The 23,292-nt window shown below is 69.2% G+C and carries 25 protein-coding genes; 11 read left to right on the top strand and 14 right to left on the bottom strand.

The features are described from left to right. Positions 1 to 168 precede the first annotated feature (168 nt). Genes ASE78_RS03735 through ASE78_RS03695 form a run of 9 tightly spaced genes read right to left on the bottom strand, consistent with a single transcriptional unit; the run spans position 169 to position 8,828 of the window. The gene (locus ASE78_RS03735) at positions 169 to 1,845 is read right to left on the bottom strand and encodes a GMC family oxidoreductase (RefSeq protein WP_056493377.1); all 1,677 of its coding nucleotides are present in this window, start codon (positions 1,843 to 1,845) and stop codon (positions 169 to 171) included. A gap of 9 nt (positions 1,846 to 1,854) precedes the next feature. Continuing rightward, entirely contained in the window at positions 1,855 to 2,691 is an 837-nt protein-coding gene (locus ASE78_RS03730) for a sugar phosphate isomerase/epimerase family protein (protein WP_056493374.1), read from the bottom strand. Then, positions 2,688 to 3,269 (bottom strand): gluconate 2-dehydrogenase subunit 3 family protein, encoded by a 582-nt coding sequence (locus tag ASE78_RS03725; RefSeq protein WP_056493371.1) that lies wholly within the window; start codon positions 3,267 to 3,269, stop codon positions 2,688 to 2,690. The genes ASE78_RS03730 and ASE78_RS03725 overlap by 4 nt, the downstream gene beginning before the upstream one ends. Beyond that, on the bottom strand, positions 3,266 to 4,087 hold the full coding sequence (locus ASE78_RS03720) for a DUF1080 domain-containing protein (protein WP_056493369.1): 822 nt from the start codon (positions 4,085 to 4,087) through the stop codon (positions 3,266 to 3,268). Before ASE78_RS03720 ends, ASE78_RS03725 begins: the two co-directional genes overlap by 4 nt. Continuing rightward, positions 4,084 to 5,013: a hydroxypyruvate isomerase family protein gene (locus ASE78_RS03715; RefSeq protein WP_056493366.1), complete on the bottom strand. Its 930-nt coding sequence runs from the start codon at positions 5,011 to 5,013 to the stop codon at positions 4,084 to 4,086. Before ASE78_RS03715 ends, ASE78_RS03720 begins: the two co-directional genes overlap by 4 nt. After that, positions 5,010 to 5,387 (bottom strand): c-type cytochrome, encoded by a 378-nt coding sequence (locus tag ASE78_RS03710; protein WP_056493363.1) that lies wholly within the window; start codon positions 5,385 to 5,387, stop codon positions 5,010 to 5,012. The genes ASE78_RS03715 and ASE78_RS03710 overlap by 4 nt, the downstream gene beginning before the upstream one ends. Then, positions 5,384 to 6,529 carry a Gfo/Idh/MocA family protein gene (locus ASE78_RS03705; RefSeq protein WP_056493359.1) on the bottom strand — a complete coding sequence of 382 codons (1,146 nt, stop codon included), beginning with the start codon at positions 6,527 to 6,529 and terminating at the stop codon, positions 5,384 to 5,386. The genes ASE78_RS03710 and ASE78_RS03705 overlap by 4 nt, the downstream gene beginning before the upstream one ends. After that, a complete protein-coding gene (locus tag ASE78_RS03700; protein WP_082466985.1) occupies positions 6,526 to 7,587 on the bottom strand; it encodes a sugar phosphate isomerase/epimerase family protein in 1,062 nt (353 codons plus the stop codon). The genes ASE78_RS03705 and ASE78_RS03700 overlap by 4 nt, the downstream gene beginning before the upstream one ends. Continuing rightward, the gene (locus tag ASE78_RS03695; protein ID WP_056493450.1) at positions 7,587 to 8,828 is read right to left on the bottom strand and encodes an MFS transporter; all 1,242 of its coding nucleotides are present in this window, start codon (positions 8,826 to 8,828) and stop codon (positions 7,587 to 7,589) included. The genes ASE78_RS03700 and ASE78_RS03695 overlap by 1 nt, the downstream gene beginning before the upstream one ends. A gap of 122 nt (positions 8,829 to 8,950) precedes the next feature. On the opposite strand from ASE78_RS03695, the gene ASE78_RS03690 reads away from it, so the two are divergent. The 6 genes from ASE78_RS03690 to ASE78_RS19840 all read left to right on the top strand — a co-directional run bounded on the left by ASE78_RS03690 (position 8,951) and on the right by ASE78_RS19840 (position 13,892). Then, positions 8,951 to 9,961 (top strand): LacI family DNA-binding transcriptional regulator, encoded by a 1,011-nt coding sequence (locus ASE78_RS03690; protein WP_056493353.1) that lies wholly within the window; start codon positions 8,951 to 8,953, stop codon positions 9,959 to 9,961. 113 nt (positions 9,962 to 10,074) lie between these two features. Continuing rightward, positions 10,075 to 10,467 (top strand): hypothetical protein, encoded by a 393-nt coding sequence (locus ASE78_RS03685; RefSeq protein WP_056493350.1) that lies wholly within the window; start codon positions 10,075 to 10,077, stop codon positions 10,465 to 10,467. Between the two features lie 47 nt (positions 10,468 to 10,514). Continuing rightward, the gene (locus ASE78_RS03680; RefSeq protein WP_156351272.1) at positions 10,515 to 10,985 is read left to right on the top strand and encodes a DUF5991 domain-containing protein; all 471 of its coding nucleotides are present in this window, start codon (positions 10,515 to 10,517) and stop codon (positions 10,983 to 10,985) included. Positions 10,986 to 11,006: 21 nt separating this feature from the next. Next, positions 11,007 to 11,645 (top strand): hypothetical protein, encoded by a 639-nt coding sequence (locus ASE78_RS18895; protein ID WP_056493344.1) that lies wholly within the window; start codon positions 11,007 to 11,009, stop codon positions 11,643 to 11,645. A gap of 38 nt (positions 11,646 to 11,683) precedes the next feature. Beyond that, positions 11,684 to 12,232: a zinc ribbon domain-containing protein gene (locus ASE78_RS18890; RefSeq protein ID WP_162236460.1), complete on the top strand. Its 549-nt coding sequence runs from the start codon at positions 11,684 to 11,686 to the stop codon at positions 12,230 to 12,232. Between the two features lie 13 nt (positions 12,233 to 12,245). Next, positions 12,246 to 13,892, top strand: a complete 1,647-nt coding sequence (locus ASE78_RS19840; protein WP_056493338.1) for a c-type cytochrome — start codon at positions 12,246 to 12,248, stop codon at positions 13,890 to 13,892. A 3-nt stretch (positions 13,893 to 13,895) separates the two neighbouring features. Here ASE78_RS19840 and ASE78_RS03660 read toward each other — a convergent pair whose 3' ends face one another. The 5 genes from ASE78_RS03660 to ASE78_RS03640 are packed head-to-tail and all read right to left on the bottom strand — an operon-like array spanning position 13,896 to position 18,898. Continuing rightward, positions 13,896 to 14,876: a hypothetical protein gene (locus ASE78_RS03660; RefSeq protein WP_056493334.1), complete on the bottom strand. Its 981-nt coding sequence runs from the start codon at positions 14,874 to 14,876 to the stop codon at positions 13,896 to 13,898. Further along, complete coding sequence (locus ASE78_RS03655; protein ID WP_056493331.1) at positions 14,873 to 15,973, bottom strand: GNAT family N-acetyltransferase; 1,101 nt, start codon at positions 15,971 to 15,973, stop codon at positions 14,873 to 14,875. Before ASE78_RS03655 ends, ASE78_RS03660 begins: the two co-directional genes overlap by 4 nt. Then, a complete protein-coding gene (locus tag ASE78_RS03650) occupies positions 15,970 to 17,103 on the bottom strand; it encodes a hypothetical protein (RefSeq protein WP_056493328.1) in 1,134 nt (377 codons plus the stop codon). Before ASE78_RS03650 ends, ASE78_RS03655 begins: the two co-directional genes overlap by 4 nt. Then, on the bottom strand, positions 17,100 to 17,972 hold the full coding sequence (locus ASE78_RS03645) for a HesA/MoeB/ThiF family protein (protein WP_056493326.1): 873 nt from the start codon (positions 17,970 to 17,972) through the stop codon (positions 17,100 to 17,102). The genes ASE78_RS03650 and ASE78_RS03645 overlap by 4 nt, the downstream gene beginning before the upstream one ends. Continuing rightward, the gene (locus ASE78_RS03640; RefSeq protein WP_200910988.1) at positions 17,969 to 18,898 is read right to left on the bottom strand and encodes a hypothetical protein; all 930 of its coding nucleotides are present in this window, start codon (positions 18,896 to 18,898) and stop codon (positions 17,969 to 17,971) included. The genes ASE78_RS03645 and ASE78_RS03640 overlap by 4 nt, the downstream gene beginning before the upstream one ends. Positions 18,899 to 19,097: 199 nt before the next feature. Between ASE78_RS03640 and ASE78_RS03635 the strand changes: the two genes are divergently transcribed. Genes ASE78_RS03635 through ASE78_RS03615 form a run of 5 tightly spaced genes read left to right on the top strand, consistent with a single transcriptional unit; the run spans position 19,098 to position 23,100 of the window. Then, the gene (locus ASE78_RS03635) at positions 19,098 to 19,649 is read left to right on the top strand and encodes an RNA polymerase sigma factor (RefSeq protein WP_056493320.1); all 552 of its coding nucleotides are present in this window, start codon (positions 19,098 to 19,100) and stop codon (positions 19,647 to 19,649) included. A 1-nt stretch (position 19,650) separates the two neighbouring features. After that, positions 19,651 to 20,040 carry a hypothetical protein gene (locus ASE78_RS03630; protein WP_056493317.1) on the top strand — a complete coding sequence of 130 codons (390 nt, stop codon included), beginning with the start codon at positions 19,651 to 19,653 and terminating at the stop codon, positions 20,038 to 20,040. Next, on the top strand, positions 20,037 to 20,489 hold the full coding sequence (locus ASE78_RS03625; RefSeq protein WP_056493314.1) for a periplasmic heavy metal sensor: 453 nt from the start codon (positions 20,037 to 20,039) through the stop codon (positions 20,487 to 20,489). The genes ASE78_RS03630 and ASE78_RS03625 overlap by 4 nt, the downstream gene beginning before the upstream one ends. After that, positions 20,486 to 21,952, top strand: a complete 1,467-nt coding sequence (locus ASE78_RS03620; protein WP_200910987.1) for a DUF1800 domain-containing protein — start codon at positions 20,486 to 20,488, stop codon at positions 21,950 to 21,952. Before ASE78_RS03625 ends, ASE78_RS03620 begins: the two co-directional genes overlap by 4 nt. 2 nt (positions 21,953 to 21,954) lie before the next feature. Beyond that, positions 21,955 to 23,100, top strand: a complete 1,146-nt coding sequence (locus tag ASE78_RS03615) for a DUF1501 domain-containing protein (protein WP_056493311.1) — start codon at positions 21,955 to 21,957, stop codon at positions 23,098 to 23,100. The last annotated feature ends 192 nt before the right edge of the window (positions 23,101 to 23,292 follow it).

Below are 23,292 nucleotides of genomic sequence, written 5' to 3'. Positions count from 1 at the left end.
CCGCAACCATACTTACACAACGCCACACATCACATAGCCCGCGTCCGTCAGGACCGCGGGCCACTACGCGTTCGTCTTGCGCCATAACGCTCCGTCAGCGCGTATATGGCCGCACGCATAAGCCCGGCGATCGGTGGCTCGATGCCTGCCGATCGCCAGATGCACGCTTTATCCCTGCCGCATCGTCTTGACCGCATGATCCGCGGCTCGTGCCGTCAGCGCCATGAATGTGAGCGACGGGTTGACGCAAGACACCGATGCCATCTGTGCGCCGTCGGTCACATACAGATTGGCCGCGTCATGCGCCTGGCTCCACCCGTTCAGTACCGACTTGCCGGGGTCAGCCCCCATCCGCGCCCCGCCCATTTCGTGGATCGCGTCGCCGGGGACGTGCTCGCCCTCGTAACTGGTGACGTTGCGCATGCCCGCCGCCTTGAGCATCGCCTCGCCCTGTTCGCGCGCGTCGCGCATCATGCGCAGCTCGTTTTCACGGAAGCGTACGTCGAAACGCATCAGCGGAACGCCGAACCGGTCGAGCTTGTCGGCCTTCAGCGAGACACGGTTGTCGGCATAGGGCAGGCATTCGCCGAACGCGCCCATGCTGAACTTCCACGGCGAATAGCGTCGCATGCCCTGCTTCATGCTCGCGCCGAACCCGACCGGGGCGGCGGGATCGCGGCGGGCGCTGCCCTGATAGCCATAGCCACGCTTGAAGCCGACATCCTCGGTCGGATTCAGATTGCGGAAGCGGGGGACATAGACGCCGCCGGGGCGACGGCCATATTCAATGAACTCCTCCATGCCGGGGATTTCACCCGACACGCCGACGCGGAAGATATGGTCCATGACATAACGGCCGAGCGTACCGCTGCGGTCGAAATGGCTGCGCTCGCTGCCCGGCGCGCGTGAATTCATCAGGATCTGCACCGATCCCATCGCCGAGGCGCACAGGAACACCAGATCGGCACTGACAGTCTGCGCCTGTCCGGTCTTGGCATCGATATAGCGCACGCCGGTTACGCGCTTGCGTGCCGCGTCATAGTCGAGGCTGGTGACGACTGCGTCGGACTGGAGCGTCAGCCGACCGGTCGCGCGCGCGGCGGGCAGCGTCACCGCCTGTGTCGAGAAATAGGCGCCGAACGAACAGCCATTGCCGCACTGGTTGCGGAACTGGCATTTCGTGCGGTTCTGGTCGGGCTTGTCCTCGGTCATGTTGGACAGGCGGGTGTTGATGAGCTTGCGTCCCGGAAACCCGCTTTCCAGCCGGCCCTTGAGCCATTTCTCGGCGACGTTCATCGGCATCGCCGGCTGGAATTCGCTGTCGGGCAGATAGGGCAGATTCTCGCGCGATCCCGAGACGCCGATGTATTTCTCGACATAGCTGTACCATGGGGCGACATCGTCATAGCCGATCGGCCATGCGCCATCGACGCCCTCGCGCTGGTTCGCCGCGAAATCGTCCGGGCTCCAGCGGAACGTCCAGCGGCCCCAGATCAGCGACTTGCCACCGACCGCGCCGGGGCGGATCCAGTAGAATTTGTCGCCCTCGTCGAACGCATAGGGGTTCAGCCGGTCGTTGTTGTAGAAGCCCATGTTGCTCGGGCCGACATAGCCGTGCTTGGCGATGAAATAATCGCTCTCGATCAGCGGCTGCGGCATGATATTGCGCGCGGGCACCTCATAGGCGGGCTTGCCGTCGTACGGATAGCCCTCGCCATGCTCGACCATCTTGCCACGGTCGAGCATCAGCACGCGCAGGCCCTTTTCGGTCAGTTCCTTGGCGGCGAACCCGCCGCTGACGCCGGAGCCGATGACGATCGCGTCGAAACGGTTGGTCGCTGCCATGATGAATCCTCAGTACCGGAGGCTACGCAAAGTGCGGAAGCTGGTGGTGATGTCGGGGAGATAGGGGGCGGGTGCCTGGTCGTTCTCGACATAGAAATGGCGGACGCCGGCGCTGCCCTTCAGCGCGAACAGTTTCGCGAAATCGGTGCGTCCGGCACCGACCGCGGTCATGCTGCGGTCGGCGCGCATGTCCTTGACGTGATAGCCGTAGATGCGCGACCCCAGCCGCTCGATCAGCGCCGCCGGGTCCTCGCCGGCGAAGGCGACCCAGTAGAGATCTAGTTCGACCTTCACCAGCGCCGGGTCGGTCCGCGTCAGCAATTGTTCGTACAGGCTGACGCCGCCGGGGCGGATGGTGAATTCGAAATCATGGTTGTGATAGGCAAAGCCCAAGCCGGCACGCCGCAACTGTTCGCCGAAGCGATTGAAATTGGGCAGCGCCGCCTGCCAGCCCACCTCGGTGCGATGCTCGTCGGTCATGTAGGGCAGGACGATCGTGTCCGCGCCCAGCGCCTTGGCCATCGCCACCGACTTGTCGAAATTGCCGAGCAGCGCGTCATAGCCGACATGGATCGACGGCGCGCGCAGCCCCAGCCGGTCCATTGTCCGGCGCAGCAGGCCATGGTCCATGGCGTCGTAGCCGCCACCGCCATATTCGACCTCGCGGTAGCCGATCTTCGCGACCGATCGCAGCGTGGCGACCGGGTCCTTCTGGAACAGTTCGCGCACCGTATAGAGTTGCAGGCCGATCGGCCCCAGCCGTGCGGCGAAGGCCGGCGTTCCGGCAAGGGTCAGCGCGGCGCAACCGCCAGCGCCGGCCAGCATATGGCGACGGGAAAGGATCATGCGCTGTAGACCTTGTTGACCTGGGCATAGGGAAAGGCGCCGTTATATTCGCCCGGCACCGGCAGATATTCGCGTTCCTGCGTCATCCCGATTTCCGACGTGTAATAGCCGGTGATGACGAGCTGGCGAAAATTCTCGAAGAAGCGCCCGTCGTCGCCGAGCGCCTTGTTCATCGCCAGCGTCAGCAGGGCGTCCTGCTGCGCCGGCGTCGCCTTCACCGCCGACACCTTGTAGTCGGCGAGGCTGCGCGCCTCGACGGCATCCAGCCCGGCGAGGATCGGTGCCTTGTCCTCCGGCTTCGCCCAGTCGGCCAGCAGCTTTTCGATGAACGCCGGCACGCCGGCGGCGATCGCGCCGGGGGTGTCGGTCGTCGGGATCACCCGTTCGCTTAAGCTCGTCATCAACGCGCGCTGTGCGGGCGTGAATACCGCGACGCTCGGCGGACCGTCGCTGATGACTGGTAGCGCCGCCGTGCCGCGCACTGCGCTGACCGCCTGCGCCGCGCGGGCGATCGGCGCGAACAGGGCGGTGCCGAACATGGCGGTGATCCCGGCAAGGGCATGTCTGCGATCGATCATCGGGCCTTCTCCGGCAGGTCCTGCGCAACCGCCTCAGGCGGCAACGGACGGACCCAGATGTTGCGGTACGACACCGGCGAGTCGTGATCCTGCAACCGGATCGGCGCGGTGTCGGGATGGGCGGTATAGCGCGCGACCTGCCGCCACGCGGTCTCCCCCAGCATCGCCTGATGGTTCTGCACCAGCACGCCGTTCAGGAACGCGGTGACATAGGCGGGGCGGACGAGCGTACCGTCGGCCGCGAAGCGGGGGCGTTCGAACACGACATCGTAGCTTTGCCATTCGCCGGGCGCCCGCGCCGCATTCACCAGCGGCGGCTTCCAGCCATAGACCGCGCCGACGGTGCCATCGGCATAGGTCGGGTTGCGCCAGCCATCGAGAATCTGCACCTCGTACCGGTCCATGAACCAGATGCCGCTGTTGCCGCGATCCTGCGACGTCTTGGTCGGCGGGTTGGGCGAGCGGAACTCCAGATGGAGTTGAACGTCGCCGAAGGCCTGCTTCGTACGCAGGTTGTTCTCGCCACCGCTGGTCGCCCGCGCGGGGATGGTCAGCGCACCGCCCGCGACCGGCCACATCGATCGTTCCGCCACCCATGCGGCGGTCGAGCGCCCGTCGAACAGCACGATGGCATCGGCCGGCGCGCCGCCCGGCGTCGCGGCGGGAGCGACGACCGTCGGGGCAGGACGGTCGGCATCGTGAACGCGCCACTTGCCATCGGGCAGCGTCGGCGTATCGCGGAACCCCGGCTTGTCCTGCGCCCCGGCGGGAGCAATCACCAGCGCCGAGGCGATCAGCGCTGCGGTACGGATCGTCATGCACCTTCTCCTGCGGCGACATCGATCGCGCGATAGGCGGCGATCAGCCGTTCCTCACCCGCGCGGCCCTTCACCGAATTGCCGTGTTCCATGCCGATCACCCCGGCATAGCGCTTGTTCTTCAGCCAGCGGACGATGGTGGCATAGTTGATTTCGCCGGTGCCGGGTTCGTTGCGTCCCGGATTGTCGCCGAACTGGATATAGCCGATCTCGTTCCAGCATGTTGCCAGCGTCGGTATCAGATTCCCCGACTGGATCTGCTCGTGATAGAGGTCAGCCAGCACCTTGACCGCCGGGCTGTTGACGCCGCGCGCGACGGCATAGCCTTGCGCGATCGTCTGCATATAGACGCCGGGATGGTTGGTGCGGGTGTTGAGCGGCTCCATCACCATCGCCGCGCCGGTCGGCGCGATGATCTCGGCGGCGCGGCGCATCACGTCGATCACCCGCGCGGTCTGAATATCGATCGGCAGTTTCGGGTCGAGGAAGCCGGTGACGATGGTCATCCGGTCGGCGTTCAGCCGCTTTGCGACCTCGACCGAGGCGCGGAGATCGGCGAGGAAGCCTTCGCGCTCGGCATCGTCGTTGCCGCCGAGCAGCGGGCGCGACTGCGACCATTTCGGCATGCTGGCGACGAACACGCCCATCTTCATGCCACGGCTCGACAGCGCTTTCGCCATTGCTTCCTGTTCGGCGACGGGGCGGGTCGCCGCCTCATTGTCCTCCCATGCGGTAAAGCCCTGGTCGGCGGCATAGGCGATCTGCTCGATCCGCCCGCCACGACTGGCGAAGCTGCCCTCGTGCGGTGCGAAATGCAGACCGAACTTCGCTGCGTTCGATGCGGCCGGGCGCTGCGCGGCGAGCACGCCCGAGGCGGCGGTAACGGCCGCGCCACCGGCGAGGACGGTGCGACGCGACAGGGTCATTTCGCGACCTTGAGATAGGCGATGATCGCCGCGCGCTTCGCCGCATCGGGCGTGGCGATCGGCATGCGCGTGCCTGGCACTCTCTTGGCCGGGGCCGCCAGATACTCGTTCAGCGTCTTTTCGTCCCAGCGCAGGTTCGCCTTCTTCATCGCCGGCGAATAGTTGAAGCCGGCCACGCTCGCCGCCGCGCGTCCGACGACGCCGTTGAGGTTGGGGCCGATGCCGTTCCTGCCGCCGGCGTTCACCGTATGACAGGCGCGGCAGGCGGCGAAGGCGGGCGGTGCCGCCGGGGCCGGGGCGATCTGCGCCAGCGCCATGCCGCCCAGCGTCACCGCGACCACCGCGCCCGCCGTTCCCGCGATCCATCGAATCATGCCGTCTCTCCCATGTCGATCCGCGTCCATTTGTCGGCGCCCGCCGCACTCGCGACCATCGCCTCGATAAAGGCCATCGTTCGCAGGCCGTCGCCAACTCCCGGAATAGCCGGTTCCTCGTCGCCACGGATCATTGCCGCAAACCCGCGATACAGGTTGGCGAACGCCTCGATATACCCCTCGGGATGACCCGCCGGTGTACGAAGCAGCGCCGCCGCTTGCGCGTCCATCCCCGGTCCGCCTGCGCGAACGATCTCCGCCGGCCGGTCGAGCCAGCGCAGGGTCAGCGTGTTCGGCTCCATCTGCGACCATTCCAGACCACCGAGCGATCCGTGGACGCGCAGCCGGAGGCCGTTCTCCTCGCCCGCCGCGACCTGGCTCGCGACCAGCGTGCCGCGCGCGCCATTGTCGAACCGGAGCAGCGCGCCGACATCGTCGTCGAGCCGCCGCCCGGCGACATGCGTCGCCAGATCGGCCGACACCGCCGCGACCGGCAAGCCCGACACCTGTTCCGCCAGATGAAACGCATGGGTGCCAATATCGCCGAGACACCCGCCGATCCCGGCCTTGGCCGGATCGGTGCGCCATGCCGCCTGCTTGTTGCCATCGGCATCGATCGGCGCGCTCAGCCAGCCTTGCAGATATTCGACCTGCACCCGGCGGATCTCGCCCAGGTCGCCCCGCGCGATCCGCGCCCGCGCCTCCGCGACCAGCGCATAGCCGCTGTAGGTGAAGGCGAGCGCGAAGTGCCGTCCGTTCGCCTTCGCCGCAGCGGCGATCGCGCGTGCTTCCTCGACGCTCATCGCCATCGGCTTTTCGCAAAAGACGTGGAAGCCCGCCTCCAGCGCGGCGATCGCCATCGGCGCATGCAGGTGATTGGGCGTCACGATCGCCAGCGCGTCGATCCGTTCGTCCGCCGGGCGGGAGGCTTCGTCAGCCAGCAACGCCGCCAGATCGTGATGCACCCGCGTCGGGTCGAGTCCCAGCGTCGCGCCCGAACGGTGGCTGCGCCCGGCATCGGTGCTGAACGCGCCGCCGACCAGTTCCCAGTCGCCGTCGAGCGCGGCGGCCATGCGGTGGACCGCGCCGATGAACGCGCCCTCGCCGCCGCCGGCCATCGCCAGACGCAGACGCCGGCTCATTCCGCGGCTCCATCGGGCGACAGCCCCATCAGCTTGCGGATCGCGCCGCGATCGACGCCGCTCTGCGCGAAATCGTCGAAGGCGTGATCGGTCAGGCGGATCATGTGATCGCGGATGAACGGCGCACCCTCGCGCGCGCCGTCCTCGCCGCGCTTGAGCGCGCACTCCCATTCGAGCACCGCCCAGCCGTCATAGCCATATTGCGCCATGCGGCTGAAGATCGCGGAGAAATCGACCTGCCCATCGCCCAGCGAGCGGAACCGCCCGGCACGGTCGACCCAGTCCTGATAGCCGCCATACACCCCCGACCGTCCGGTCGGGTTGAACTCGGCGTCCTTGACGTGGAAACAAGCGATCCGGTCGTGATAGCGATCGATGAAGTCGAGATAGTCGAGCTGTTGCAGCACGTAATGCGACGGATCGAACAACAGCCGCGCCGCCGGATGTTCGTCCACCGCGTCGAGGAAGCGCTCCCACGTCGCGCCGTCGTGGAGGTCCTCGCCGGCATGCACTTCATAGGCGCAGGCGACGCCATGGTCGGCGAACACGTCAAGGATCGGTCGCCAGCGCCGCGCTAGTTCGGCGAACGCTTCCTCGACCAGCCCCGCCGGACGCTGCGGCCATGGATAGACATAGGGCCATGCCAGCGCGCCCGAAAAGGTCGCATGCGCGCTCAAGCCCAGATTAGCGCTGGCCCGGGCGGCATATGTGACCTGTTCGACCGCCCATGCCTGCCGTTCGGCGGGCTTGCCGTGGACTTCCGGCGGCGCGAAGCCGTCGAACAGCGTGTCATAGGCCGGATGCACCGCGACCAACTGCCCTTGCAGATGCGTCGACAATTCGGTCGGCTCGATACCATGGCGGGCGAGGGTGCCGCGCAGGTCGTCGCAATACTCCTTGCTCTCGGCGGCCAGCTTCACGTCGATCAACTGCGGATCGCACGGAATCTGCACCCCGACATAGCCCAATCCCGCCGCCCATTCGGCAAGGTTCTCCAGCGTGTCGAACGGCGGTTCGCTGCCCTTGAACTGGGCGAGGAAGATGCCCGGACCCTTCATCATGCCATGGTCCCCTTGGTGGTGTCGCGGAAGGTGAACTGGAACAGCACGGCGATGATCGCGGCGGCGATGGCGGGATACCACCAGAGCTGATGCCAGTCGGCGACCGACGGGGTCGCCGGCAGCGCGGCATAAAGCAGCCCGCCGATCTGCGAGCCGAGCAGCATGCCGACCCCATAGGTAAACAGCGTCAGCATCCCCTGCGCCTGCGCATTCACGCCCTTGGGGCTGGCGATCGTGCCGGTATAGATCGCGCCGGCGACGAAGAAGAAGTCGTAGCACACCCCATGCAGCGCGACGCCGAGATAGACCGCCCACAGCCCGTCGCCGCCGTCACCGACCGCGAACAGCGCATAGCGCAGCGCCCATGCCGCCATGCCGACCAGCAGCAAGGGCTTCACCCCGAAGCGGCGATAGAGCAGCGGCATCGAGAACATGAACGCCAGTTCGGACATCTGCCCGATCGCCATCGTGCCGCCGACATTCTCGATGCCGACCGTGCCGAGATAGGCCGAGGCATAGGCATAATACATCGCCAAGGGAATCGAGATCAGCGTGGCACAGACGATGAACACCAGATACGATCGCTGGCGCATCAGCCCGAACGCCTCGACGCACAGCACCTGCCGCACGATGCTGTCGCCCTTGGGCGCATCGGGCGCGACGTGGGGGAGCGAGAAGCTGTAGAGGCCGAGCGCGACCGAGACGACGGCGGCCACGCGGAAAATCTGCGGATCGGCCGACAGCCCGGCCCAGCCGATCATCATCCCCGCCACGATCCACCCGATCGTGCCGAACGCGCGGACGAACGGGAAACGGTCGACCCGGTCGCCAAGGCTTTTCAGCGCAATGGTATTCGCGAGGCCGACCGTCGGCATATACAGGATCATGTAGCAAAGCAGCACGAGGACGAAGGTGTCGCCGCGCGCCGGCGTCAGCATCGCCGGCAGCACGAACAACAGCACGCCACCGATCAGGTGCAGGATCGCCATCAACAGCCGTGGCGCCAGATAGCGCGCCGCCGCCATGCCGAGCAGGAACGATCCGACGATCGACGCGATCGGCCCGACCGAAAAGGCGTTGGCGATCAGCGACCCCAGCCCGCGCGTCTGCATAACGAGGCCGAGGGTGACGGTCCACGCCCCCCAGATGAAGAACTGCAGGAACATCAACACGCTCAACCGCGCGGTCAGGCTGCCGCCCGTCGCGGGGCGCATCGCGTGCGCGCTATCGTCGGCCATGGCCATTCGCCATCCTCTCCTCGTGCAGCTTTGCTGCTTCGTTGGGTCGGAGGCTAGGTCGAACGATTGTCGATGTAAAGCTTTACATCGACAACGTCGCCGAACCGATCCACACAGGCAACATGCCGACGATCATCGATGTCGCGGCCGGTGCGGGTGTTTCGATCGCGACGGTCAGCCGGGTGTTCAGCCAGCCCGACCGGGTGGCCGAACCCACGCGCCGCCGCGTTCTGGCGGTGGTCGAGGCGCTGGGCTATTCCCCCAACATCGCCGCGCGGTCGCTGCGGACGCTGCGCGCCGCCAAGATCCTGCTGACCGTGCCGGATATCTCCAATCCCTTCTTTGCCAGCGTGATCCGTGGCGTCGAGGAAGCGGCGCGCGATGCCGGCTATACCGTGATCGTCGGCGACACGCGGCACGACCCGGAAATCGAGGATAGATATGCCGAGATGCTCGCGAGGCGTGAGGTCGACGGGCTGATCTTCCTCGGCCACCGCCTGCCCGCCACGCTCGCTCCGCTGCTGGCACGGAACGGCGCGACCGCGCCGATCGTCAACGGCTGCGAATATAGCGAGAGCCTGACGGTGCCGAGCGTCCATATCGACAATGCCGCCGCCAGCGCCGAAGCGATCGAGCATCTCGTCGCCCTCGGCCACACCGCGATCGGCATCGTCACCGGTCCCGCCGCCAGCCCGATCAGCCGCGACCGGCTGGCCGGGGCACTGGCGGCGGCACGCCGGCACGGGCTGGAGGACAAGGCGATCGTGCGCGCGGGCGACTATTCAGCCCGGTCGGGGTATGAACAGGCGGCCGAACTGGTAGCGCGGGGCATCACCGCTATCGCCTGTTTCAGCGACGAGATGGCGTTGGGCGCGATCAGCGCGATTCGCGCCGCCGGCCTGTCGTGTCCGGCCGACGTGTCGGTGACGGGTTTCGACGACCTGCCGTTCGCCTGCTACTTCGATCCGCCGCTCACCACCATCGCCCAGCCCAAGGCGGTCATCGGCGCGCGCGCGGTCGACCTGCTGATCGGCATCCTGAACGGCGATGTCGCGATCGAACGACAGGTCACGTTGCCGCACGAACTAGTCCTGCGGCACAGCACCGCGCCCGCCCGGTCGGGGGCGGTGTAGCTCGGTTCGTCGCAACCGGCTAACAATTGATCGATGTTCAATTGCGGTTAATTGAACGGTGCCTAATTACTGCTTCGTGCCCTCATGACGGGCGCCATGAAGGAGTAAGGACCATGAAACGCACGTCTTTCATCGCCGCCGCTCTCGTCACTGCCACGATCGCCGGCGCGACGCCCGCTGCCGCCTATCCGCTCAAAATCACCGGAGCGAGCATGGCCAGCCCCCGGCTCCAGGCGGATGTGCTGACCGCGATCGCCGACTATTCCAGCCGCACCGGCGGCTGCCGGATGATCTATTCCGCCGACCGGGCGATCATGCCGCGCAGCTATGTGCCGCGTCAGCCGACCCGGCCGGCGCACACGCTCGGCGGCCATTTCGAAGTGTGGACGATGAACGTCTGCGCCGCCCGGCAACGGTTTCAGATCGCGATGTGGCCCTCGCCGCGAGGCGGTGCCGATTTCGCCATCACCCCGCTTACCGGTCGCCTGCCGCTGACCGCGCGTTGACGCCCGAACGCTATTCCCTTCACTATCAAGCCTTGAGGAGACTCGTCATGCGAACCCGTCTTGCGGCTACCACAACGATCACCCTGTCGCTCGCCGCCATGGCAGCGACGTTTGCCACCCCGGCCTCGGCACAGGACGCCGGCTGGAACGGCCGGTATGTCTGGGAAGAAAACGTCGGGCGACACGGCGGCACCACCCCGGCCGACAGCATGGTCGCATTCATCACCTACACGCTCGGCGTCGGCCCCGGCAACGGCCCGACCGGTTGCACGCTGAACGGGCAGGGGTTTCAGACCAACAAGCGTATCCGCTGCACCGTCACGCCGCAGGGCAGGTCGATCGTCGTCAAATTCCACGGCTATGGCGCGGACAACATGTTCGACAGCGGCTATCGCCGGGGGCAGGCACTGTTCACGCTGACGCGCACCCCGCGCGGGCTCGTCACCGCGTTGCAGGCGCTCAGCGCCTCGGCCGACGCGACGCCGCGCACCGGCAAGCTGTTCTACAAGGCGCTGTAACCGCCATCGGGAGACAGGGTGATGGGTATCCTCACGCTATGCGGCGGCTTCATGGCGATGCAGTTCGAGAAGCGGCCCGAAGGCTATCTCTACCGCGTGAACGGCAAGGGGCCGGCGTGGCCGGTGACGCAGCACGACTATGTCCGCTTCGTCCGCCGCGCCGGGGTCAGCTTCCTGCTGCACGTCATCGCCCTCTGCCTGTCGATCGTCGCGGCGGCGATGCTGACCTCGCTGGTCTTTCCCCGGGGCGGCGAAGCGGGCGGGATGGTGATGATGGGCGGCTTCCTGCTGCTGATCGGCGTCGCGCTCTATCGCTCGCTGGTCTGGGCGATGCGGGCACCCGCGCGGGCGTTGGCCGGCCAAGCGCCGATCGATGCGCCGTCGACCGCGCCGCCACCTCCGCGCCGCGCCGCGAAAGCGACCGCCGCTCCGCCGATGACGTGGGGCAAGCGGTTGCTGTTCGTCGGCTATCTCGTCGCGGAAGGAATCGGGGCGATCGTTGCGCTGGTGGTCGTCGCCGGCCTGCTGGACGGCTGGGGCGATGCCGTCGCCGCTATCGCCGGTCTGGTCGCCGCGATTGCCACGATGTTCGCGATCGACCGGTTGTGCAAGCGCTACACCGGCGAGAGCGTGATCGAATCGCTGCCGTTCCTGCCGTGACGGACCGTCGCTTCGACGCAGACCCAAGGAGAAACTCCATGGCCTTTTGTACCAGGTGCGGGGCCGATCTCCCCGCCGACGCGCGCTTCTGTCCCGCATGCGGAACAGCGGCAGCCGATTCCGTCGCGCCGGCGAAGGTGCAACGTGAAGGGCGGGGCGGGCTGATCCTGCCGGCGATGATCGTCGTCGCGCTCGTCATCATCGGCGTCTTCCTGTGGAGCCAGCGTGACGCAGCCCGCCCGATCGCCGCATCCGAACCGACGCCGGCCACGGACAGACGCGACGTCCAGGCGACCCGAACCACCGTCGCCGCGATCGACACGGCGTTCCGTGACGATCCGGCAGCCGCCAGCGCGCGCTATGACCAGCCGGTCACCGCGACCGGTACGATCGTCTCGGCGACCGGCGGTGCCAGCCCGTCGCTGTCGCTCGAAGGGCGGACCCGGTTCAACTACGTCGTCGCCAATCTCGCCGATCGGGCGGCGCTGGCCGATATGGCACGCGGCGCGAGCATCACGCTGAACTGTCGCCGGGCGAGCGCGATTGCCGGTACGACGATCCTCCACGCCTGCACGCCGGACCGATGATCGGCAGAGGGCGATGACCCTGCCACGACGCTGGGGCCGGCGCGCGCTGGTAGTGTCGGCGCTGCTGCTGCTCGCCGCGCTGCTATGGGGTGGCGCGCGTCCGGTCGGAGAGTCGCTGACCCGCCCCCGCGTCGCCGATCAGGCGGATGCGGTGGCGCGAGGCGCGGCGGCGTTCGAGGGGGCCGGGTTCGGCGGGATCAGCATGGCCGCGCTGTCGCGCAATGCCGTGCCGTGGCGGCTGGTCGCCGCCGCGCTGGTCCTTGACGAGCAGGCCCGCGATCCTGCCGTGCGCATCGACGCGGCGACGCTGGCACGGGTCCTCGCCCGCTTCGGGTTCCTGAACGGTGCCGCCGTCGTCAACCGCCCGCCGGGTGTCGCGGCGACCGCGACTGCCATGCCGCTTGGGCTGACCACCGGCGATGTCGCGCCGGTCGGCGGCAGCGTGGTACGCGTCGCCAATCTCGGCTGCGCCGCCTGCCATGCCGGCGTCGCCTATCGCCCCGACGGTACGCCCGATCCGGCGCGGGCGGTGCTGGGGATGCCCAACACCTCGCTCGATCTCGAAGCCTATACCATGACGGTGTTCGCCGCGCTGCGCCGCTTCGCCGCCAGCGAACGGCTGCTCCCCGCCGCCGATGCGCTGTTCCCCGACATGAGCCTGCGCGAGCGCGCGACGCTGCGGCTGCTCGTCCTGCCGCTGGTCCGGCGGCGGCTGGCGGCACTGGGCGATGCGGCGCGGCCGTTGCCCTTTCCCAACGGCACGCCGGGCACCACCAACGGCGTCGCCGCGCTGAAGGCGGCGCTCGGCCTGCCGCTGATCGACGGCGGGACGGGCGACGTCGGCACCGTCTCGATTCCCGACCTTGGCGACCGGGTGTTGCGGACCCGGTTGCTCGTCGACGGTGCCTATGGCGTGCCGGGCGCGGCGCGGCGCGCGACGACCCGCGTCGACCTGACCCCCGACCATCGCCGGGCGCTGGCGGCGATCACGACCTTCTTCACCGTGCCCAGCATGGGCGTGCATCCCGATGCCGCGCTCGACAGCCTCGGCGATGCGACGGCGGTCGTCGCGTTCCTCGAAACCTATCGTCCGCAGCCGTTTCCGGGCGTGGTCGATCCGGGAGAAGCGCGGGCCGGGGCAGCGGTCTATGCCCAGGCGTGCGCCGCCTGCCACGGCGACTATCGGTTGTCGGGGCGGGGCGCGCGGCTGGAGCGCTATCCCAACTGGATCGGCGAGGTCGGCACCGATCCGCTGCGCGCCGCCACTTTCGCCAAACCGCTGGCCGATGCGGTCGGTCGCACCGCCTATCGCAGCCGGATCGCGGTGACGGCGGGGCAGGGCTATGCCGCGCCGCCGCTGACCGGGCTGTGGGCCTCGGCGCCCTATCTCCACAACGGATCGGTGCCGACGCTCGACGCGCTGCTGTCGCCCGAGCGGCGACCGGCGCGGTTTCAGGTCGGCGGCCATGCGCTCGATTTCGACCGGGTCGGGCTGCGGCTGGGCACCGACGGCGGCTATCCGCGCGGCTATCGCCCGTTTTCGCGAGGCGTATGGATCGATACGCGCCAGCCGGGACGTGGCAACGGCGGCCACGGCTTCGGTGCCGATCTGCGGGCGCGGGACAAGGCGGCGCTGATCGCCTTCCTCAAACTCCTTTGATCCTCACACCAGCAGATCATCGAGCGAGCGGCGCGCGCGGGGCAGGGGAGCCGCCCCCGCCGGACGCCGCCCGATCCGGAAGGCACTGACCACCCGCTCGCCCGCCGGCACCCCGGCCGTCGCCGCCACCGTCCGCGCCGCCGCAGGGTCGTCGGCGAGTGCCGCCAGCACCGCCGCGCCGAACCCCGCCGCCTCCAGCCGCAACCACAGGCGGTAGAAGTGGCGCCCACTCTCGAACGGCGCTTCACCGGCGGGGCGGTGGAACACGACCAGCCCCGCCGCCGCGGCGACCTTGCTTCCTTCCGCCAGCAACGGCCGGGCCAGCCCGACCCGGTCGAGCAGCGCGAAGCCCTTGCCCAGCACTACCCCGGCACCGCGCGCCTCGACCGCGCCCATCGCCATTGCCCCGGCATTCAGCCCATCGGTCGCCCAGCGCGGATGGCTCCGCCGCAACCGCATCCACGACAGCAGTTCGCGGCGGAACCCGGCATCGCGCAGAAAGTCATAGCTCGCCGCATCATAGACCCGCGCCAGTTCGGCGAGCAGCGCCCGATCGGTCACGACCTTCGCATCCGCCCCGGCCAGCGCCGCCGCCGCGCCACGATCGGCATCTTCCACCGTCGCGAAGCCACCGCGCCACGACCGACGGGCATCGACCGCCCCAGCGAGCGGATCGGCGGCAGCGGCGTCGGACACGAGCCGGTAGCCCGCGACCGGCACCAGACCCGGTTCGGCCAGGGGAGGCTCCGCCTCGCGCAGCGCAAACCCGGCCCGTCCGGCGGCCAACCGCAACCCTTCCGCCGCCGCGCCAAGGCTGATCCGCGCATCGTTGCCCGTCGGATCGCCGACGCAGAGCCGGGTCGCGACATCCTCGAACAGCGCGATGCCGTCGTCGCCGACGCAGCGCCAGCGGGCGGGCTGGACATTGTGGACGCTGGGGGCGAGCGCCGCCTCGGCGATCAGCGTCCTCCGGTCGATCGTCATCCTGCGACATCCTTGCGGAACAGGTGCAGCCGGTGCAGCGGCCGCGCGCCGAGCTTTTCCATCTGTCGCAGGCTGGCGGCATTGCCATCGGCGATCCAGGTGATGCCGAGCCGATCATAATCCGCATCCCGCAGCGCGGTGACGGTGCGCGCCAGCATGCCGCCCATCAGCCCCTGTCCATGCTGATCCTGTACCACCGAATAGAAGATGATGACCGCCCGCCTGCGCCGCAACCGATAGCGCAGATAGTGGAACGGCGTGGTCAGCCCGATCCGTGACCGCGTCGCGGCGAGAAACCCGTTCAGGTCGGGGATGCAGACGATCGTGCCGACCGGGCGGTCGTGATGCAGTAATACCGACGACAGCCGGGGGTCGAGGATCGACATCATTTCGCCCGCCTGAAAGCGGAACTCGTCGGCGGTCAGCGGTACGAACATCGGATTGTCGGCAAACCCGTCGTTCAGCACCGCGCGGGCTTCCTCCATCCGTTCGACAAAGCTCGCCTTTTCGATGGGTGCGAAACGGAAGCCCCGGTCCGCCGCGGGCACGCGCAGGCCGTCGATCCGGGCATCGCGCAGGTCCAGCTCGAACGTGCGCATCGGGAAACAGCGGGTGAAACCATGCGCTTCGAGCAGGCGTGGGACGTGCGGCGGGTTGACGACCATGTCGGTATAGCCGGGCACGCCATAACCGTCGGTCATCACCCCGCATTGCTGCATCGCTGTCAGGTTGAAGTTGCCGATCAACTCGCGCTGCCCGGCATCGCGCGCGAAATCCTCCGCCGCGCCCAGCAGCGCACCCGCCGCCTCGTCATCGTCGGCGCAGTCGAAGAAGCCGAACTGCGCGCGGGCGGTGCCGTGGCGCTCGTTCGACTGGGCGTGGACATGGGCGACGATCCGCCCGACCGGTCTGCCGTCGCGATGCGCGGTCCAGAAGGCGAAGCGATTGCCCGCCCGCCACAAGGGATTGGCCGCCGGATCGAGCATCCGCCGGATGTCGCTCCTGAGCGGCGAGACATAGCCGTCCTGCGGGCGATAAGCGTGGAACGGCGCGTCGAAGAACGCATTGCGGTCGCCGGGGCGCAGCTCGATCGTCATGCCGCCCGCTCGATCAGCCGGGCGGCCAGCGCGATCTCATCGTCGAGGCTCCGTCCGGCAAGACCCCCCGCCGCCACCGCCAGCAGCCGTGGCGGATCGCGCGACAGGCGGATCAGATGCGTCGCCTGGGTCGCGAGCAGCAGGTCGCACGCGGCATCGCGCGCCTCGGCATCGGCCAGATCGCCCCGCACGACGCGGTGGTCGAGCAGCCGGGCGACGCTCGCCGGGGGATAGGCGGCAAGCGCGTCGCCCTCGATGATCCGCGCATGGTCGAGCAGCGGATGCGCCGACAGGATCGCGCCCATGTCGTCGCCCGCGACCCGCGCGAGCGCGGCGGTCAGGCCCGATCCCTGTCCCGCCAGATCGCGCGTCCGCTCGATCAGCAGCAGCAGCGCGGCGAGCGCGCCACCGGCGGCGGTCAGTCGTAATCCGCTTGCGAGGTCGACGTCGGGCAGCACCGCCCGGCCGATCGCCACAAGCACGCCGCCCGCGCCGATCGCCACCATCAGATCGGCGACCAGCCCCAGCGGCGTGCCGCGATCCTCGGCCAGCCGCGACGATCCGAGCACCATCACCAGCGCAGCGATCGCCCCGCCGCGCACCGGCGCGTCGGGCAGCAGCGCGGTGAAATCGGTCAGCGCCAGCGGGATCGTCAGCGCCAGCGCCAGCAGGAAACTGTCGAGCGTCCGCCGCTCGGCCGGGCGGAGATCGCGGCGCGCTCGCGCCATCTGCGCAATCATCAGCACCAGCATCATCGCCTGAAACCCGGCCAGCGCCAGCAGCGCCGCCGCGCTCCACACCACCCCCAGCGTCACCGCCAGCGCCGAAAAGCCCAAACCGCCGCCCAGCGCCAGCAGCTTGACGCTGCGCCGGGCATGGCGGCGGCACAGTTCCTCGACCAGCCGGAGTGCTGCGAACGGCAGCCATGCCGCGACGGTCATCAACGCCACGACGATCGGCGTCGCGGGGACGACCGGCGTCAGCAGCCGCAACCCCGCCAGCATCGCGGTGAGCGTATAGAGCGCGCGCAACCGCGCCGCGACCGCCGATCGCGCGGCGGCCACCGCAACGCCCTGCCGCGCGATCAGCAGCGCGACGAGTGCGATGCCGAGGATGATCGTATCGATCACGCCATCATCCGCCGCAGGAACCGCCGGACCACGATGCCGCGCACCGCCGCGATCGGAGCGGGCAGCGGACGTTCGATCCGTACCCGGTGCGGATTGAAGAAGTAACCGCGATGATCGGTCCCGCCCGGCCGGCCGAGGATCACGCGGATCGCCTCCTCCGCCATCATCGTCCCCGCCATCGTCACCATCGTCGCGAACGAGAATCGCGACCGCTTGCCCGCCGCCACCTCCGCCGCGACGCCAAGGTCGACATGGGCGTGCGACGAACTGTGGGTCAGCACATATTCGATCTCGCGTTGCAGACAGGCGACGCGCATGTCCGCGTCGATCTCGGTCCATGCCACCCCGACCGTCGGGTAGCGCAACCGCACCTCGGGCCGGGGCGCATCGGGGCGGACCACCGTGACCGATGGCAGCGGCGAGGCATAGGCGTCGATCACGGTGCGGCCACCCGCCTGCGCCCGGCGGTACAGGTGGACCCCCGCCGCCGCATCGTCCATCCCGTTGACGATCACGTCGGCCACCGCGACCAGCCGGTCGAGCGCGTGCGGCCATTCGCCGCCCAGCACCTCGATCTGTGCCTGCGGGTTGATCCGCAACGCCCCGTCACGCGCGGCGGTGGCCTTGCCCATGCCAACGGTGTCGAGCGTCGCGAACAACTGCCGGTTGAGGTTCGACATCTCGAATGTATCGATGTCCGCAATTACGAACCGCCCGACCCCGGCGCGCACTAAAGCCATGAACGCCGCGCCGCCCATGCCGCCGACACCGGGAATCAGCACGCACGCCTCGCGCAGCCGCGCCTGTTCCGCCTCGCTCACGAAGCCGCGATTGCGCGTGGTCATCTCGTCATAGTCGAAGCCGGTCATCGCACGGGTCTCAATCTGCCAAGGGGCCGGTCGGCGGCAAGCCATTGCAGCAACGGCGCGACCACCGCCTGCAGCGCGATGATCGCGCCCTGCACCGCCAGTTGCGGGACGGCATGGCGCGGCACGCTGCGCGACAGGAACCGCCGCGCGGTCGCAAGGTCGATCCGCCCGATCTGCAACACGTCATCGCCTCGGTCGTAATCGAGCGTCTCGGCGCAGAAGCGGTTGTAGCGTTCGTCGCGGTGCCTCGGCGCCGCGTCGAAGCGCTTCTTCAAATGGTCGGACCCGCCGGTATAGGCGTCGGTGATGACATGGCCGACGGGATCGAACCCGGCCTCCGCCCCCACGCCGAACGCCGCGCGAGAGCCGCGCATGATCTGATGCGCCAAATGGCGGTGCGCGAAGCTCGCCCGCGTGGCCGCCTGCGCCGGATAAACGTCGTCGAACGTCTCGGCGACCATGCCGACGACGGCGGGCACCTGAGTCACGCTGCTGATCCACAGCGGGCGCAACCCACGCCGCACGAACAGCGCGAAGCAGGTGAGGCCGTACAATATCCACGACAGCCCGCCGCTGCGCGCCGCCGGGTCGACCATCACCAGCCCCAGATGCAGTACCTCCTCGCGCACGCCGCCGCGCTCGACCGGCAGCAGCGGCATGGCGTTGAACGCGACCGGCGCGCCGCTTGAGGCATCGCGGATCAGTGTCACCACGCTGCGGTCCCATGCCAGGCCGTCGGGCGCGAACAGGCCATAATCGAGCTGCCGCCCGTCGAGACAGGCGGCAACCACGTCGCGACATGCCGCCTCCAGTGCGGCGAAGTCCGCTGGCGACAGCGTCCGGCGCGGCCGCTCGACGATCTCGACGCGGTGCGTGACGCCCGAGCGGAAGCGCAGGTGCAGGAACCTGCCGGAAAACGCCTGCAACCATGTTCCCGAGCGCATCCTGCCCTCATCCAACGTCGTGGCCGCGCACGGCGTATCAGCTTTTCGGCGAAGGGTCGCGCGGCGAAAAATCGATCGGGATCGCGACGGATCGGCCGCGCCGCCGCGTTGAACGGGGACAAGGATGCTATGAAACGCCCATGCCGAACCACCGCCGGACCCTTTCCCCGACCGGAACCGCGTGACCGCGGACGCCGACCCGGATGCCGCGCTGCTGCGCCGGCTGGCGGCGGGGGAGGCGGGCGCGCCCCGGGCGATGGTCACGGCGAAGCTTGGCCGCATCCTGTCGCTCGCCCGGCGGATGCTCGGCGACTCCGGCGAGGCGGAGGATGTCGCGCAGGAGGTGTTCGCGCGCATCTGGCGACAGGCACCACGCTGGCGGCCGGGGACGGCGCGGTTCGATACCTGGGTCCATCTCGTCACGCTCAACCTGTGCCGCGACCGGTTGCGAAGGCCCCACGCGATCGTGATGGCCGATCCGCCCGAGCGGCCCGATCCGGCACCGGGTGCCGAGGCGGACCTGCTGGCAACCGAGCGCGCGGCGGCGGTAGCGGCGGCGATCGCCCGCCTGCCCGATCGCCAGCGCGAGGCGGTGCTGCTCACCTGTTATCAGGACCTGCCCAATGCCGAGGTGGCGACGCTGCTGGGCACCAGTGTCGAGGCGGTCGAAAGCCTGCTGGCCCGCGCGCGCCGGACGTTGCGCGCGGCGTTGGTCGATGACGGGGAGGGGTGACATGGATTTGCAGCGGTTTTCGGCGCTGTGCGACGCCCATGGCGGCACGATCGCCCGCTGGCCGGCGCACGAGCGGGCGGCGGCGATCCGGCTGGCATCGTCGGTGGAAGGGAAAATGCTGCTGGCACAGGCCGATCGGCTGGATGCGGTACTCGCCGACTGGTTGCCGGTGGCGGCACCGCACGGCTTGGCCGACTCGATCCTGCGACATGCCCCCAAACCGCGCGGTCGCGGGCCGATCGCGCTGTGGTGGTCGGGACTGGCCGGACTGACGCTGGCGGGCGCGGCGGCGGGGGCGCTGGCCGTCACGCTGCTGCCACCGCCGCCGATCGTCAGCGACGATGGCGGCTATGCCGATACCGCGTTCGGCGGATGGGAGGCGGGACGATGACGCGATCGACATGGCGCTGGCTGATGGTGTCGCTGGCACTCAACGCGCTGCTGCTGGGGGCGCTGCTCGGCGGCGGCTGGATGCTTGCCCGGTCGCCGGCACCCGCGCCCATTGCCCGGCTGCGCGACGCGGGCAATGCGCTGAGCACAGCGCAGCAGCCCCGGTTCCGCGCGATGCTGCGGCAGGCGAGAAGCGCCAACCGGCCGCTGCTCGACCGGGCACGACGGGCGCGGGCCGATGCGGCGGCGGCGCTGGTCGCACAGCCGTTCGACCAAGCGGCACTCGCCGCCGCGCTCGATCGCGCCCGCGTCGCCGATCTCACGTTGCGGCAGGCGCGCGAAGCGGCGATCATCCGCTTCGCCGCGACGCTGTCCCCCGACGACCGCGCCGCGCTCGCCGCCGGGCTGCGGACCACCATGCTGCGCGGTACGCAAGGAACCGGATCATGACCACGCCCGACACCACCATCGCGCTGACACGCTTCGGTTTGGGCGCGCGGCCCGACGAAACGCCACCCGGCGACCCCCGGCGCTGGCTGCTCGACCAGTTGGATCGCTACACCGTCGCCCCGGCGCGGATCGCCGCCGTGCCCACCAGCGGCGCGGTCGCGGCGCGCCTGACCGAGTTCTACGATCAACGCCGCGACCTGCGCGAACAAAATGGCCCGCGCCGCCAACAGCAGCCCGCCGCCCCAGCCCCGGTGCCGCCGCCAATGAGTCCGGGGACGACCGCCGCGCCGCCAGCCGATCCGTATCGCGACGCGCGGCAGGCGGCGGCGCGCGATTTGCGACAGGGCTATGCCGCCGCGCTCGCCGCGCGAACCGGCATCGCGCTCACCACGGCCACGCCGTTCGTAGAGCGGCTGGTGCATTTCTGGGCCAATCACTTCGCCGTCTCCGCCGATAAGCTGGAGATGGTCGGCCTTGCCCACACCCTTGAGTTCGAGGCGATCCGGCCGCACGTCCTTGGCCGCTTCGCCGACATGCTGCTGGCGGTCGAACGGCATCCGGCGATGCTCGTCTATCTCGATCAGGCGGTATCGGTCGGCCCGAACAGCATCGTCGGCCAGCGCGGCGGACGCCGGGCGGGGCTGAACGAGAATCTGGCGCGCGAGATACTGGAATTGCACACGCTCGGCGTCCGCACCGGCTATACCCAGGGCGACGTGACCGAACTGGCCCGCGCGCTCACCGGCTGGACCGTCGCCGGCCTTGCCCGGCGACCCGCCCAGCGTGCTGCGGGCGATGCCGTGCCGGGCAGCTTCGTGTTCGCCCCCGCGCTGCACGAACCCGGCGACCGCATCATCACCGGCACACGCTACCCGGCGGCGGGCGAGGCGCAGGCGATGAAGATACTGGCCGATCTTGCCGCCAGTCCGGCCACCGCGCGGCATCTCGCGACCAAGCTTGCCCGCCATTTCGCTGGCGACGTGCCCCCGCCGGCGATGATCGCCCGGCTGGAACAGGCGTATCGCTCGTCGAACGGCGATCTGCCGACAATGTACCGCGCGATCATCGCCTCGCCCGAGGCGTGGGTGCCGGCACCGGTCAAGTTCCGCACGCCATGGGAATGGTCGGTCGCCACCTTCCGCGCGGTCGGCACGCGCGAGGTGCAGCCCGGCGCGATCGTCGGCCTGCTCAACCAGCTCGGCCAGCCGGCGTGGAAACCGGGCCAGCCGATCGGCTATGACGATGTCGCGGCAAGCTGGGCCGGGCCGGATGCGATCATGCGCCGGGTCGAGGCGGCCGAGCGCATGGCCGGCCGGACCCCCGCGACCGACGCCCGGACGCTCGGCGCGAAACTCTTCCCCGATGGGCTGTCGGCCGCCACGACGCAGGCGATCGCTCGCGCCGAAAGCCCGGCGCAGGGGCTGGCGCTGTTGCTGGTCAGCCCGGAAATGATGCGGAGATGACCATGATCGATCGTCGTACCCTGCTGGTCCGCTCAGGGCTTACCGCGCTGGCAATGGGGGTGGTGCCGCGCATGGCGTTCGCCCGCGCCGAAACCGATCGCCGCTTCGTGTTCGTCATCCAGCGCGGCGCGGCCGACGGCCTCGGCATCGTCGCGCCGGTCGGCGATCCGGCCTTCGCGGCGCAGCGCGGGCAACTCGCCGCCGATTTCGCGACCGCGCCGCGCCTCGATACGACCTTCGCGCTGCACCCGGCGATGACCGGGGCGGCGGAACTGTATCGACAGGGGCAGGCGCTGTTCGCCCATGCCGTCGCCTCGCCTTATCGCGACCGGTCGCATTTCGACGGGCAGAACGTCCTCGAAACCGGCGGGGCAGGGGCCTATCAGGTGAAGGACGGCTGGCTCAACCGGATGCTCGGCCTGATCCCGTCAGGCAATGCGAAGGCGATTGCGGTGTCGGCCACCGTGCCGCTGGCGCTGCGCGGGCGGCATGAGGTGTCGAGCTACGCCCCCTCGACGCTGCCCGATGCGTCCGACGACCTGCTCCAGCGGGTCGCGATGCTCTATCAGGGCGATGCCCAGCTCCATTCGCTGTGGAGCGAGGCACTGTCGACCCGGACGCTTGCCGGCGACCTGACCGGCAACGGCGGGCGCGACGCTGCGGCGACCGGCGCGCTCGCCGCGAAACTCCTCGCCCCGGCCGAAGGCGCGCGGATAGCGATGATCGAAACCGGCGGCTGGGACACCCATAGCCAGCAGCGCGGCCGGCTCGCCGCCAATCTGAAGGGGCTCGACGCGCTGGTCGGCGCGTTGCAGACTGGCCTCGGCGCGGCATGGCGCGACACGACGGTGCTGGTCGCGACCGAATTCGGGCGGACGGTGGCGGTCAACGGCACCGGCGGCACCGATCACGGCACCGGCGCGGCGGCGATGCTGTTCGGCGGGCGGATCAAGGGTGGCCGCGTTCTCGCCGACTGGCCGGGGCTGGCCACCGCGCAGCTTCACGAAGGGCGTGACCTGCGCCCGACGATGCAGCTCGACGCGCTGATCTCGGCCGCCGTGGCCCATGCCTACGACCTTGATCCGCAACGGGTGGCGAACGCCCTGTTCGCGGGCACCGGAACCAGTCGCGTGCCGGTTATCCTCTAGGGCCGATCGACATTCAGCTATTCCGGTGCAACTCGTGGTCGAAAACACCACCCTCCTTTGTCACCCCGGACTTGTTCCGGGGTCCATCTGGCCGCGAACGCTGTCGCAAGTGCCTCGAACGACATCGATCGCTGCACTATGGACCCCGGAACCAGTCCGGGGTGACGGAGATGGTCTTTGCCGGCGTCACGG

The sequence above is a fragment of the Sphingomonas sp. Leaf25 genome, assembly GCF_001421635.1.
In the GTDB taxonomy this organism is placed as follows: Bacteria; Pseudomonadota; Alphaproteobacteria; order Sphingomonadales; family Sphingomonadaceae; genus Sphingomonas.
The sequence above is the reverse complement of the archived record's forward strand: the minus strand, read 5'-3'. Positions and strand labels throughout refer to the sequence as shown.